Here is a 12856-nt window from a genome sequence, read left to right on the forward strand (position 1 = left end):
ACATCATGTCCACCGGTTTTGCCGGCGCCGAGTCGGCGGGCATCAAGATCGGCGACAGCGTGGCGGTCTTCGCCCAGGGGCCGATCGGCCTGTGCGCCACCGCCGGGGCCAGGCTGCGCGGGGCGGGGCTGATCATCGCCGTGGACGGCATCGACGAGCGGCTCGAGATGGCCAGCCAGATGGGCGCCGATATCACCCTCGACTACCGCAAGGTGGATGTGGTGGAGGAGATCCTGCGGCTGACCGGCGGCCGCGGCGTCGACGCCTCCATCGAGGCGCTGGGCCTGCAGTCCACCTTCGAGAACGCCCTGCGGGTGCTCAAGCCCGGCGGCACCCTGTCGAGCCTGGGGGTCTACTCCGAGGATCTCAGCATACCGCTGGGTGCCTTCTGTGCCGGCTTGGGCGATCACAGGATCATCACCTCACTCTGCCCGGGCGGCAAGGAGCGCATGCGTCGCCTGATGCAGGTGATCGAGACCCAGCGCCTGGATCTTGGCCCCCTGGTGACGCACCGCTATGGGCTCGAAGAGATCGTCGAGGCCTACGACCTCTTCTCCCACCAGCGTGACGGGGTGCTCAAGGTGGCCATCGAGGCGTCGGCACGCGGCTAGCCGTGGCCCCAAACGCTGGCCAGTACCTCTAGGGCGGTGGTGATCACCGCCTCATCGCTGCGATTTTGCTGCCATACGAAGCAGAGCGCGCAGGGTAGCCGCAGTCCCTCGGCTACCACCAGGCCGCGCTCCTGGCGCTCGGCCATGGCCAGGGCGTCGCGGGCCAGGCTGAGCCCCACGCCGGCCCGTACCAGGTCGAGCATGCAGGCTTCCTGGTCCACCTGGGCGACGCCGTTGACGGTGACGCCAAGCGGGTCGAGCACGCCATGCAGCAGCCGGTGGTGGACCGAGGCCGCAGGCGTGACGATCCAGGGCAGGGCGGCCAGCTGGGGCCAGCCGGTATCAGCCAGGCGGCCGCCCCAGCCGGCCGGGGCGATGACGTGATAGTGAAACTGCGTCAGCTCGCGGTAGGCGATATCCGCCAGACCCGGCCCCTCGCCTGGCGGAGCCAGAAAGAACCCCACGTCGAGCTCCCCCGGCGCACCCACTCCAGCACCGTGCCGCTCATGCCGTGGGTGAGTTCGGTCTCGAGCTGCGGGGCGCGCTCCACCAGGCGATGCAGAAAGGCGCCCAGGCGAATGAACTCGGGGTCGACGATGGTGCCGATCTTGAGGCGGCCGCGCAGGGTGCTGTGCAGCGCCCGGGCGCTCTGCTCGAAGGCGGCCACGGCGGCCAGCGCCTTCTCGGCGGCGGACAGCAGGGCTCGACCATCCTCGGTCAGTGCGAGCCCCTTGGGGCGGCGCTGAAACAGGGTAAGACCCAGGCTCGCCTGGAACTGCTTGAGCTTCAGACTCACCGCCGGCTGGGTCAGGTGCAGCCGTTCGGCGGCCCGGGACACGCTGCCCTCCCGGGCCACGGTGACAAAGGCGCGCAGCGCTTGAAGATCCTGCATAGGGCGCTCGTGGGTAAGTGATATAAGCAGAGTTTATATATGGGTTTTGCATTTCTCAATTGATCCTGGCGCCGGTCAGGCTAGGCTGGAAAGCCACTGGCGGCATTAGCGCCGCTGAAACGATCACGGCAGCGAGGCACTCATGAGCGCAAGACAGATCCCGCATTATATCAATGGGCAAATATCCGAAGGCGAGTCCGGCCTGAGCCAGGAGGTCTTCAACCCGGCCACCGGCCAGGTGACCGGCCGGGTCGCCCTGGCCTCCGGGGCCGATGTGGACACGGCTGTGGCGGCGGCCTCCGCCGCCTTCCCGGCCTGGGCCGACACCCCGCCGATCCGCCGCGCTCGGGTGATGTTCAAGTTCCTGGAGCTGCTCAACGCCCACCGGGATGAGCTGGCCGAGGCGATCACCAAGGAGCATGGCAAGGTGTTCACCGACGCCCAGGGGGAAGTGGCCCGCGGTATCGATATCGTCGAGTTCGCCTGCGGCATTCCCCAGCTGCTCAAGGGCGACTACACCGAGCAGGTCAGCACCGGCATCGACAACTGGACGATGCGCCAGCCGCTGGGCGTGGTGGCCGGCATCACCCCCTTCAACTTCCCGGCCATGGTGCCGATGTGGATGTTCCCCATCGCCATCGCCGCGGGGAACAGCTTCATCCTCAAGCCGAGCCCGCTGGATCCCAGCGCCTCCCTGCTGATCGCCGACCTGCTCAAGCGGGCCGGACTGCCCGACGGTGTCTTCAACGTGGTGCAAGGCGACAAGGAGAGCGTCGAGGCGCTGATCGACCATCCCGAGGTGCAAGCGCTATCGTTTGTCGGCTCCACGCCCATCGCCAACCTGATCTACGAGCGCGGCGCCCGTCACGGCAAGCGCGTCCAGGCCCTCGGCGGGGCTAAGAACCATATGGTGGTGATGCCCGATGCCGACCTGGACAAGGCCGTCGATGCGCTGGTCGGCGCCGCCTACGGCTCCGCCGGCGAGCGCTGCATGGCGATCAGCGTGGCGGTGCTGGTGGGCGACGTGGCCGATAAGATCGTGCCACGCCTGGCCGAGCGGGCCCGCGCCCTGAAGGTCAAGAACGGCATGGAGCTCGACGCCGAGATGGGCCCCATCGTCACCGCCCAGGCCCATCAGCGCATCACCGGCTATATCGACAAAGGCGTGGCCGAGGGCGCCGAGCTGGTGGTGGACGGCCGGCACTTCGATGCGGCGAGCGCCGGCGAGGGCTGCGCCGAGGGCTTCTGGATGGGCGGCTCGCTGTTCGACCGCGTCACCCCGGAGATGACCATCTACAAGGAGGAGATCTTCGGTCCGGTGCTCGCCTGCGTGCGGGTGCCCGATATCGCCACGGCCATCCAGCTGATCAACGACCACGAGTTCGGCAACGGCGTGAGCTGCTTCACCGAGAGCGGCAGCGTGGCTCGCGAGTTCGGCCGCCGCATCCAGGTGGGCATGGTGGGCATCAACGTGCCGATCCCGGTGCCCATGGCCTGGCACGGCTTCGGCGGCTGGAAGCGCTCGATGTTCGGTGACACCCACGCCTACGGCGAGGAGGGGGTGCGCTTCTACACCAAGCAAAAGTCGATCATGCAGCGCTGGTCCGACTCGATCAACGCCGGCGCCGAGTTTGCCATGCCGACGCATAAGTAATGGAGCATGGCGCATCGACTTGCAGGCGGGGCCGTTGTGGGAAGCCGGCTCTGAGTTTCGTGGGAGGCCGGCTCTGCCGGGCGAAGGCGCCGCAGGCGCCCCGGCGGTGTTGGTGAGGTTGGCATCTTCCGCCAGGAGTCCTTCGGCCTCCATTCGCCGGGCAAAGCCCAGCTCCCACAATAAGTTCTCAGCCTCAACCAGGGCTCATGCCAGTTTGCGCAAGAAGCAGTATGAGCCACCATTTGCCGCAGTGAGAACACACCATGGCAGAGCAGGAATTCGACTATATCATCGTGGGGGCCGGCACCGCCGGCTGCCTGCTGGCCAACCGCCTCAGCGCCGATCCGGCCAACCGGGTGCTGCTGATCGAGGCGGGCGGCCGTGACAACTACCACTGGATCCACATCCCGGTGGGCTACCTCTACTGCATCGACAACCCCCGCACCGACTGGCGCTTTCGCACCGAGCCCGACCCCGGCCTCAACGGTCGCTCGCTTATCTACCCGCGGGGCAAGACCCTGGGCGGCTGCTCGAGCATCAACGGCATGCTCTATATCCGCGGCCAGGCCCGCGACTACGACGGCTGGGCCGAACTCACCGGCGATGACGCCTGGCGCTGGGAGAACTGCCTGCCGGACTTCATGAAACACGAAGACCACTATCGCCTGGATGCGGGAGGTGATGCCGATGCCCCCCACCGTGACTTCCATGGCCGTGGCGGTGAGTGGCGGGTCGAGAAGCAGCGCCTCAAATGGCAGGTGCTCGACGATTTCGCCACCGCCGCCGTGGAGGCCGGCATTCCGCGTACCCGCGACTTCAACCGCGGCGACAACGAGGGGGTCGACTACTTCGAGGTCAACCAGCGCAGCGGCTGGCGCTGGAATGCGGCCAAGGCCTTCCTGCGCCCGACGTGCGAGAAGCGCGGCAACTTCACCCTGTGGCACTCCAGCCAGGTACTGGGGCTCGACTTTGACAGGGCGGATGGCGAACCGCGCTGCACCGGCGTGCGCGTGGACCATGGCGGCGAGGAGGTCCTGGTGCGCGCCGGGCGCGAGGTGATCCTGGCTGCCGGGGCGATCGGCTCGCCCCAGCTGCTGCAGCTCTCGGGCATCGGCCCGGCCGACCTGCTCGCCGAGCACGAGATTCCGCTGGTGGCCGAGCTGCCCGGCGTGGAGAGGACCTCCAGGACCACCTGCAGATCCGCTCGGTCTATCGCGTCACCGGGGCCAAGACCCTCAACACCATGGCCAACTCCCTGGTGGGCAAGGCCAAGATCGGCCTGGAGTATGCGCTCAAGCGCTCCGGCCCGATGAGCATGGCGCCTTCACAGCTGTGCGCCTTCACCCGCAGCAGTGAGGAGATGGCGCACCCCAACATCGAGTACCATGTCCAGCCGCTGAGCCTGCCCGCCTTCGGCCAGCCCCTGGACACCTTCCCGGCGATCACCGCGAGCGTGTGCAACCTCAATCCCACCAGCCGTGGCACGGTGCGCATCACCAGCCGCGACCCGCGCCAGGCGCCGGCCATCGCCCCCAACTACCTGAGCACCCCGGAGGATCGCCAGGTGGCGGCGGACTCCCTGCGGGTCACCCGACGCATCGCCGAGCAGCCGGCCTTTGCCAAGTATCGCCCCGAGGAGGTCGAGCCGGGGCTGGAGTACCAGAGCGACGACGACCTGGCCCGCCTGGCCGGCGATATCGGCACCACCATCTTCCACCCGGTGGGGACGGCCAAGATGGGGCGCGACGACGACCCCATGGCGGTGGTGGATGCGCGTCTGCGGGTGCGCGGGGTCCAGGGCCTGCGGGTGGTGGATGCCAGCGTGATGCCGACCATCACCAGCGGCAACACCAATTCCCCGACCCTGATGATCGCCGAGAAGGCGGCCGGGTGGCTGCTGGCCGGGGAGTAACTTTCTTGTCACAGGGTGCAAATAGTGTTTGACCTGCGCCCGAGAAGGGCGCAAGCTGTGCGCAGTTGGTTAGCAAGTGGAACATCGCAAGTGGTCATCGAAGGCTCATGGCGTCGATTTCCCGGTGAAAGTTTCTTGTTTTACCCACTGCAACTCGGGTATTTCCCGGCAAATCAAACGCTATTCGAGGAATTCGATAATGGCTACCGGTACTGTCAAGTGGTTCAACGACACTAAAGGCTTCGGCTTCATCTCTCCGGACGACAGCGGCGACGACCTGTTCGCGCACTTCTCCGAGATTCAGGCTGACGGCTTCAAGTCCCTCCAGGACGGTCAGAAGGTCTCCTTCGACGTCACTCAGGGCAAGAAAGGCCTCCAGGCTTCCAACATCAAGGTCATCGGCTGATTCGTCACCGATCTTGATGGGCGCCACCCCCGGGTGACGCAACGCAGGGCCCGCGAAAGCGGGCCCTGCGCGTTTGTGCTGGGCTAGTGCTTATATATTATGAAATCGAATACATAAATTTCCACAAATAACTTTAAGGAATAAAGGGCGGCGTTCACAATGGCCGGGTGACTTTGCCTGGTGATGGACTCCCCCCTATGCCCCTGGATGCCTGGATCTCGCTTGCTGTCGTCAGCGCCGTCTTCCCGCTGATGGCGTTCACGCGCATCGGTCCCGACATGGTGCTGCTCGGCGCGCTGATCCTGCTGCTCACCCTGGGGGTGATCGATACCGGCCAGGCGCTGGGCGGCTTCTCCAACAGCGGCCTGTTCACCGTGGCCTTCCTCTATGTGCTGGTGGCCAGCATCCGCGAGACCGGCGGCATCGACCTGATCATCCGCTATGGGCTGGGTCGTCCCCGCAGCGAGGGCCGGGCGCTGGCGCGCCTGCTGCTCCCGGTGGCCTCGCTCAGCGGCTTCCTCAATAATACGCCGGTGGTGGCCACCTATATCCCGGCGGTGCTGAGCTGGAGCCGTCGCCTGACCATCCCCGCCCATCGGCTGCTGATGCCGCTGAGCTTCGCCTCCATCCTCGGCGGCACCATCACGCTGTTCGGTACCAGCACCAACTTGGTGGTGCACGGCCTGCTGATCGAGCGCTACCCGGATCTCGCCATGGGGCTGTTCGATATCGCCTGGGTCGGCGTGCCGGTAGCCGTCGTTGGGCTCGCCTACCTGATGCTGGTGGGGCGCTGGCTGCTTCCCGAGCGCCGCGGCGCCCAGGCGGCCTTCGAGAACCCCCGTGAGTTCACTATCGAGATGGAGGTCGACCCGAGGGGCCGCTGGTCGACAAGAGCGTGGAGGAGGCCGGGTTGCGCCATCTGCAGGAGCTCTTTCTGGTGGAGATCGAGCGCGACGGCAACGTGGTCAGCGTGGTGGGACCGGGAGAGCGGCTCAAGGGGGCGACCGGCTGGTGTTCGCCGGCACCTCGGCGGCGGCGGTGGAGCTGCAGCAGATTCGTGGCCTGATCCCCTCGCGTCACGGCGAATCGAGCCTGGAGAAGGATTTCAAGGAGCGTCGCCTGGTGGAGGCGGTGGTTTCCGACCAGTGCCAGTTCGTCGGCCGGCGCATTCGCGACGGCCACTTCCGCACCCTCTACGGTGCCGCCGTGCTGGCGGTATGCCGCGGCGGCGAGCGGGTGCTCGGCAACCTGGGGCAGGTGCGCCTGCAGCCGGCCGACGTGCTGCTGCTCGAGGCGCGCCCGCCCTTCATCGAGCGTCACCGCCAGTCCCGCGACTTCCTGCTGATCAGCCAGGTCAACGGCGCCGCCCGCCCAGTGCACGAGAAGGCCTGGCTGGCCTGGAGCATCCTGCTGGGCGTGGTGGCACTGGCCAGCCTCGGCGTGATGAGCATGATGAACGCCGCCATGCTGGGCGCCGCCCTGGCCATGCTCACCGGCTGCTGCACGGTGGGAGCGGCCAAGCGTGGCATGGATACTCAGGTGCTGCTGACCATCGCCGCCTCCTTCGGCCTGGGGGCGGCACTGGAGAGCTCCGGCGCTGCCGGCACTCTGGCCGGCCTGGCTCTGGGCCTGGCCGACGGCAACCCCTGGCTGCTGCTGGTTGGCACCTATGCGCTGGTGGCCCTGCTCACCGAGCTGGTGACCGACAACGCCGCCGCGGTAATCATCTTCCCCATCGTCATGGCCAGCGCCGAGAGCCTGGGGGTGAGCCCCATGCCCTTCGTGGTGGCGGTGATGTTCGCCGCCTCGGCTAGCTTTCTCACCCCGATCGGCTATCAGACCAACCTGATGGTCTACGGCCCCGGCGGCTACCGTTTCGGCGACTACCTGCGGGTGGGCGGGCTGCTCAACCTGCTGGTCGCCGCGGTGGCGCTGACGCTGATCCCCGAATCTGGCCCTTCTAGTACTGTAGACATGATGGATTGACCTGCCCCTCCTCAACGTCGTGGGTTACGTTGAGGTTGAGGCAACGACACAGAGCCACTATTGAGGGAGGCAGGTCATGAAACAGTCTAACGCAACTCAGCGAGCCGTTGTCGACCGCACCGTCACCGAGCAGGTCAACGCCGCCAGCAACGTTCACGCCGCCTATATCGGGCTGGATGTCCACAAGGCGAGCATTGCGGTGTCCGTCGCCGAGGCGGGGCGGCATACCCCTGAGTTTCGTGGCGAGATTCCCAATGAGCCCAAGGCGATCGACAAGCTGGTTCGCCAGCTGAGCGAGCGCTTCGCTGGGCAGCCTCTGCTGTTCAGTTACGAGGCTGGCCCCTGCGGCTACGGGGTCTATCACCAGATCCAGGCCAGCGGGCATGACTGCGAGGTGGTGGCCCCGACCCTGATCCCGCGCCGCGCCGGCGATCGCGTCAAGACTGACCGCCGCGATGCGCAGATGCTGGCGCGCCTGTCGCGGTCCGGGGAGCTCACGCCCGTCTGGGTGCCTACGCCGGAGCAGGAGGCGATACGCGACCTGACGCGGGCCCGCGAGGACATGAAGGCCGTCGAGCTCAAGGTGCGACAGCGACTGAACGCCTTCCTGCTGCGTCACGGCAAGGTCTATCCCGGCAAGAGCAAGTGGCTTCCTGCCCACTTCCGCTGGCTGGAAACGGTGCGCTTCGACACCTCGGTTCAGCAGATTGTGCTCCAGGAGTACATCGAGGCGGTGCGCGATGCCCGGCGCCGCGTGGCCGGCCTGGAGAGGCAGATGGAGACAGCGCTGCCGAGTTGGTCACTGGCCCCGGTGGTCGAGGCCATCCAGGCGATGCGCGGTGTCAGCCTGATCACGGCGATGACGGTGCTGGCCGAGCTCGGTGACATCAGCCGCTTCGACTCGCCTCGTCAGCTGATGGCCTACTTGGGCTTGGTGCCCAGCGAGCACTCGAGCGGTGGCAGCCGACGCCAGGGCGGCATCACCAAGACCGGCAACGGGCATGTACGACGCGTGCTGGTGGAGGCCGCCTGGAGCTACCGGTTCCCGGCCCGCAAGACGCGCATCATCGAGCAGCGGGCCGAGAGGACCTCGCCGACGGTGCAGGCGATTGCCTGGGAGGCGCAGAAGCGGCTCTGTGGGCGCTACCGCCGGCTGGCGGCCACGGGCAAGGTCAAGCAACAGGTGGTGACGGCCGTGGCCCGGGAGCTGGCCGGCTTCCTGTGGGCGATTGCCTGCGAGGCCATGGGCAAACCCCACGCCAGTCGAGCCACGGCATGAGCTTCCCGTCCCAGTGCCTTCGGGTCAGGGAGCGTCGGGCCGGTGGGAGAACCCCTGACGCTCCTATGAGGCCCCCGCCCTCCGGGGCAGGGTGACCCTCGCTTGTAGACCAGGGCAGCTCCGCGACGAAGTGATGACAGGTCGGTACCCAACCCACGAATACCAGAGAGATCCACCGTCGCTGATCAGCCCCTCGCTTCCTGATCCGAAGGCATTGAGGATGATCACAAACGACAGAGACAACCGAACCCTTGACAGGTCAATCCATACCAGGAGCGCCGGTCCCCGTCGCGACTGGCACCGATAGGCGCCTTGGCGGAGGCTGCCGGCGTTGGCGCTGACCGCCAGCGCAGGCAACACCGCCGGGAGGCTGCGCCTCCAGTCGCCGAAGCGTCGGACCGGAGCTGAAGCTGCTTATATGGACCCGTCCCGTTGTGCAAGCCCGACACGTATCGGCGGGGGTGAGACTGCACGCTTATATCCGGCCTGTCAGTGGCACTTCGTCGGTACCTGGCCATGATGGGATGCGCGCTCTCCGATCTGATCTCCTACTCGGCCTCACGAGTGGCCATACAGCTTCACAGAGTGGCGGAGAGCCGGTCTGACCTGTCCTGCCATCTACGTACGTACCTGCGCAACCTCCGGGGGAATCTAAGTTATTTCATGCCATCTTCGTGCTTCACGGCATGGCTGTGTAGCGCGTGTCACGCGCCATCACCGCCCAGCAGATTCTGCCGAGCTTGTTCGCCAGGGCGACAGTGGCCTTGGCAGCGCCGCGTCGCGCGGCCAAGGAGCATGCCCAACGTGCCAACCGATCCGGCTGTTGCTGGCGCTGCAAGGCACGCAAGGCCGCTCGGGCACCATGCACGAGCTGTCGACGCACCTCGCCGTTGCCCCGTCTGGAGATGCCCATCAATCGCTCCTTGCCGCCACTCGAGTGCTGGCGGGGCACCAAGCCAATCGAGGCGCTGAAGGCGCGGCCATTGGCAAACCGTTTCGGATCGCCGATATGGCTGACCAGCAAGGTGGCATTGACCGGCCCGATGCCGGGCACGCTCATCAAGCGCTGACAAACCGGCGTCGTCTTGGCCAGCCGTGCCAGGCGCTGATCATAGGCACGGATGCGGGCATCCAGCGCCAGCCACTGGTCCAGGACATCATCCAGTACCACGAAGAGGTCGTCGCCCAGCTGGGCTCGATGCTCGGCGAGCACGCGCCTGACCTCCCCCTGGCGAAACGCCGAGTGCCCCTTGGCCACGATGATCCCCATTTCGGCGAGCAAGCCATGCAGCTCATTACCCAGCGCCGTCCGGCTGGTGATGGCCCGTGAGCGCACGCGATGCATCGCCTGCAGCGCTTGCTGTTCCAGTGTCTTGGGCGCCACCCGTGGCGTGGCATCCCGGGCCGCTGCCTCGGCAATCGCGCGGGCATCCCGGGCGTCGCTCTTGTGCCCGAGGACGAAGGGCTTCACGTACTGGGGCGGAATCAACTGGACCTCATGCCCCAGCGCCTGGATCTCCCTGGCCCAGTAATGGGCCCCGCCGCAGGCCTCCATGGCGACAACGCAGCGAGGCAGTTGGGCTAGCGTGGTGGGAAATGCCGAGCGTGACACCGTTTTGCTGAACACCTGCCGCCCTTTGGAATCGACGGCGTGAAGTTGAAAGACATGCTTGGCGAGATCGATCCCGACGATGCTAATGTGATTCATGGATGGACCCTCTCTTCGAGATGCCGTGTGGTGCCCCGTGCACCCAAGATGGCGTTGCAAACTCATCTTGGCACAGGGAGGGACGGGTCCATCCCATTTCCTACATTAGAGGTGGCCGCCTGCAGGAGCGCCGGTCCCCGTCGCGACTGGCGCCGATAGGCGCCTTGGCGGAGGTCGCCGCCGCCTGGCGTTTGCGGTAGGGTGACGGCTTTCCACCGACTGCACGACGAGGGACGCAACGCCATGAGCCACCCCGGCGAACTGATCATCGAACCGAGAAGCGGCCGACCCGCCGATGCCTGCGTGTTCATCCTCCACGGCCTGGGGGCCGACGGCAGCGACTTCGAGCCCTTGGTGCCGGCCCTGCCGCTGCCCACCGACGATGCGGTGCGTTTCATCCTGCCCCATGCGCCGCGTCTGCCGGTGACCATCAACGGCGGCATGGTGATGCCCGCCTGGTACGATATTCTCGAGATGAGCCTCGACCGGCGCGTCGACGAGCCCCAACTCAAGGCCTCCGCCGAGCGCATCCAGGCCCTGATGGCCGAGCAGATCGAGCAGGGCATCGACAGCCGGCGCATTATCCTCGCCGGCTTCTCCCAGGGCGGCGCCGTCGCCTATCAGGCGGCGCTCTCCTTCGACCGGCCCCTGGGCGGCCTGCTGGCCATGTCCACCTACTTCGCCACCGCCGACAGCATCGAACTGGCCGAGGCCAACCGCGGCCTGCCCATCGAGGTGCATCACGGCAGCTTCGACCCGGTGGTGCCCGAGGCGCTGGGCAAGGCCGGCTTCGAGAAGGTGCTGTCGCTGGGTTACCCGGCCCACTATCGCCAGTACCCCATGGCCCATGCGGTCTGTCCCAGCAGGTCGGCGATATCGGCAAGTGGCTCTCCGAGCGCCTGGCGCGCTGATCCGCCGGCCCGGCGCGCGGTCCGCCTTGCCCGCTTGACCCGGCGCAAGGTTGGGCGCTTTCCCGTGTCCCGAGCCGCTCTCCGGCCAAGGTCTGTCTCGACAGCGCCGAACCGGCTCGGCAAGATGTTCCGACGTTATCCACTGCGTCAGGAACGCCCCATGAGCCCTTCTCCCTATACCGACCTGCCCGATGCCCGGGCTGCTTCGGCCGCTTCGGCGGCCAGCACATTCCGCCCGAGCTCAAGCGGGTGATGGACGAGATCGACGCCGCCTACGAGGAGATCCGCCTCCGCGAGGATTTCCAGCAGGAGCTGACCAGCCTCTTCGCCGACTACGTGGGCCGCCCCAGCCCGATCTTCCACGCCCGGCGGCTCTCCGAGAAGCTGGGCGGCGCCCAGATTCATCTCAAGCGCGAGGATCTCAATCACACCGGCGCCCACAAGATCAACCACTGCCTGGGCGAGGCGCTGCTGGCCAAGTTCATGGGCAAGACCAAGGTGATCGCCGAGACCGGCGCCGGCCAGCACGGCGTGGCGCTGGCCACCGCCTGCGCCCTGGTGGGCATTCCCTGCGAGATCCACATGGGCCAGGTGGATATCGAGAAGGAGCATCCCAACGTCACCAAGATGAAGATCCTCGGCTGCAAGCTGGTGGCGGTGACCCGCGGCACGGCAACGCTGAAGGACGCCGTGGACAGCGCCTTCGAGGAGTACCTCAAGGACCCGCAGAACTTCATCTACGCCATCGGCTCGGTGGTGGGACCTCACCCCTTCCCCAAGATGGTGCGCGACTTCCAGTCGATCATCGGCCAGGAGGCCCGCGAGCAGTTCCTGGCGTGCCACGGCAAGTTGCCCGAGCACGTCACCGCCTGCGTGGGCGGCGGGTCGAACGCCATCGGCATGTTCACCGCCTTCCTCGACGATGCCGACGTGCATCTGGTGGGCGTGGAGCCCGCCGGCGAGGGGCTCGATACCCAGCGCCACTCCGCCACCCTGACGCTCGGCAAGCCCGGCGAGATCCACGGCATGGCCTGCTACGTGCTGGAGGACGAGGCCGGCAATCCCATGCCGGTGCACTCCATCGCCTCGGGGCTCGACTACCCCGGCGTGGGGCCCCAGCACAGCTACCTCAAGGAGCTGGGCCGGGTCGACTACGAGACCGCCAGCGACGCCGAGTGCCTCGACGCCTTTCTCACGCTCTCGCGGGTCGAGGGCATCATCCCGGCGCTGGAGAGCGCTCACGCCGTGGCCTGGGCGATGCGCGTGGCACCGACCTTGCCCGCCGACCAGCATATCCTGGTCAATCTCTCCGGCCGCGGCGACAAGGATGCCGACTACGTCGCCGAGAAACTCGGTCTATGAGCTGAGTGGGAGCCAATTGTCGCCTCGGAGCGTTGTCTGAACCGTTACCCAAAAACCCGGTGCCGCCTTCAAAATTGCATTAGGGTTAGGGTAAGCGCCACGCGGCGGGGAGGGGCCCTGCCTTGTGGCCCAGGC

Annotated in this window: 8 protein-coding genes and 3 pseudogenes; 9 read left to right on the forward strand and 2 right to left on the reverse strand. The window is 66.8% G+C overall.

The genetic code is table 11. From position 1 onward, the window contains the following. Positions 1 to 5: 5 nt before the first annotated feature. A complete protein-coding gene (locus ACSJDS_RS06785; protein ID WP_473034988.1) occupies positions 6 to 611 on the forward strand; it encodes a zinc-binding dehydrogenase in 606 nt (201 codons plus the stop codon). Here ACSJDS_RS06785 and ACSJDS_RS06790 read toward each other — a convergent pair. After that, positions 608 to 1503, reverse strand: a pseudogene (locus ACSJDS_RS06790) (LysR family transcriptional regulator). The gene ACSJDS_RS06785 and the pseudogene ACSJDS_RS06790 sit on opposite strands and share 4 nt — an antisense overlap. Positions 1504 to 1645: 142 nt before the next feature. Here ACSJDS_RS06790 and ACSJDS_RS06795 point away from each other — a divergent pair. The 6 genes and pseudogenes from ACSJDS_RS06795 (at position 1646) to ACSJDS_RS06820 (ending at position 8740) form a co-directional block, all read left to right on the forward strand. Next, positions 1646 to 3157 (forward strand): CoA-acylating methylmalonate-semialdehyde dehydrogenase, encoded by a 1512-nt coding sequence (locus tag ACSJDS_RS06795; RefSeq protein WP_473032603.1) that lies wholly within the window; start codon positions 1646 to 1648, stop codon positions 3155 to 3157. Positions 3158 to 3420: 263 nt separating this feature from the next. Continuing rightward, positions 3421 to 4470: a GMC family oxidoreductase gene (locus tag ACSJDS_RS06800; protein ID WP_473032604.1), complete on the forward strand. Its 1050-nt coding sequence runs from the start codon at positions 3421 to 3423 to the stop codon at positions 4468 to 4470. Beyond that, positions 4401 to 5069 carry a GMC family oxidoreductase gene (locus ACSJDS_RS06805; protein WP_473032605.1) on the forward strand — a complete coding sequence of 223 codons (669 nt, stop codon included), beginning with the start codon at positions 4401 to 4403 and terminating at the stop codon, positions 5067 to 5069. Before ACSJDS_RS06800 ends, ACSJDS_RS06805 begins: the two co-directional genes overlap by 70 nt. 199 nt (positions 5070 to 5268) lie before the next feature. Continuing rightward, positions 5269 to 5475: a cold-shock protein gene (locus tag ACSJDS_RS06810; protein ID WP_238978801.1), complete on the forward strand. Its 207-nt coding sequence runs from the start codon at positions 5269 to 5271 to the stop codon at positions 5473 to 5475. A 197-nt stretch (positions 5476 to 5672) separates the two neighbouring features. Then, positions 5673 to 7439, forward strand: a pseudogene (locus tag ACSJDS_RS06815) (SLC13 family permease). Between the two features lie 98 nt (positions 7440 to 7537). After that, a complete protein-coding gene (locus ACSJDS_RS06820; RefSeq protein WP_473032606.1) occupies positions 7538 to 8740 on the forward strand; it encodes an IS110 family RNA-guided transposase in 1203 nt (400 codons plus the stop codon). 679 nt (positions 8741 to 9419) lie between these two features. Here the strand turns inward: ACSJDS_RS06820 and ACSJDS_RS06825 are convergent. Next, the gene (locus ACSJDS_RS06825) at positions 9420 to 10448 is read right to left on the reverse strand and encodes an IS110 family RNA-guided transposase (RefSeq protein WP_473032607.1); all 1029 of its coding nucleotides are present in this window, start codon (positions 10446 to 10448) and stop codon (positions 9420 to 9422) included. Between the two features lie 243 nt (positions 10449 to 10691). Here ACSJDS_RS06825 and ACSJDS_RS06830 point away from each other — a divergent pair. Together ACSJDS_RS06830 and trpB are read left to right on the forward strand one after the other, a co-directional pair. Next, positions 10692 to 11359 (forward strand): annotated as a pseudogene (locus ACSJDS_RS06830) (alpha/beta hydrolase). 252 nt (positions 11360 to 11611) lie between these two features. Continuing rightward, complete coding sequence (gene trpB, locus ACSJDS_RS06835) at positions 11612 to 12721, forward strand: tryptophan synthase subunit beta (protein ID WP_473032608.1); 1110 nt, start codon at positions 11612 to 11614, stop codon at positions 12719 to 12721. The last annotated feature ends 135 nt before the right edge of the window (positions 12722 to 12856 follow it).

The organism is Halomonas sp. SL18_1 (genome assembly GCF_055755715.1).

Coding starts and splice junctions, on each gene's coding strand:
- ACSJDS_RS06785 (WP_473034988.1), top strand. CDS start 6: ATGTCCACCGGTTTTGCCGGCGCCGAGTCGGCGGGCATCAAGATCGGC.
- trpB (WP_473032608.1), top strand. CDS start 11,612: ATGGACGAGATCGACGCCGCCTACGAGGAGATCCGCCTCCGCGAGGAT.
- ACSJDS_RS06825 (WP_473032607.1), bottom strand. CDS start 10,448: ATGAATCACATTAGCATCGTCGGGATCGATCTCGCCAAGCATGTCTTT.
- ACSJDS_RS06810 (WP_238978801.1), top strand. CDS start 5,269: ATGGCTACCGGTACTGTCAAGTGGTTCAACGACACTAAAGGCTTCGGC.
- ACSJDS_RS06805 (WP_473032605.1), top strand. CDS start 4,401: ATGGCCAACTCCCTGGTGGGCAAGGCCAAGATCGGCCTGGAGTATGCG.
- ACSJDS_RS06820 (WP_473032606.1), top strand. CDS start 7,538: ATGAAACAGTCTAACGCAACTCAGCGAGCCGTTGTCGACCGCACCGTC.
- ACSJDS_RS06795 (WP_473032603.1), top strand. CDS start 1,646: ATGAGCGCAAGACAGATCCCGCATTATATCAATGGGCAAATATCCGAA.
- ACSJDS_RS06800 (WP_473032604.1), top strand. CDS start 3,421: ATGGCAGAGCAGGAATTCGACTATATCATCGTGGGGGCCGGCACCGCC.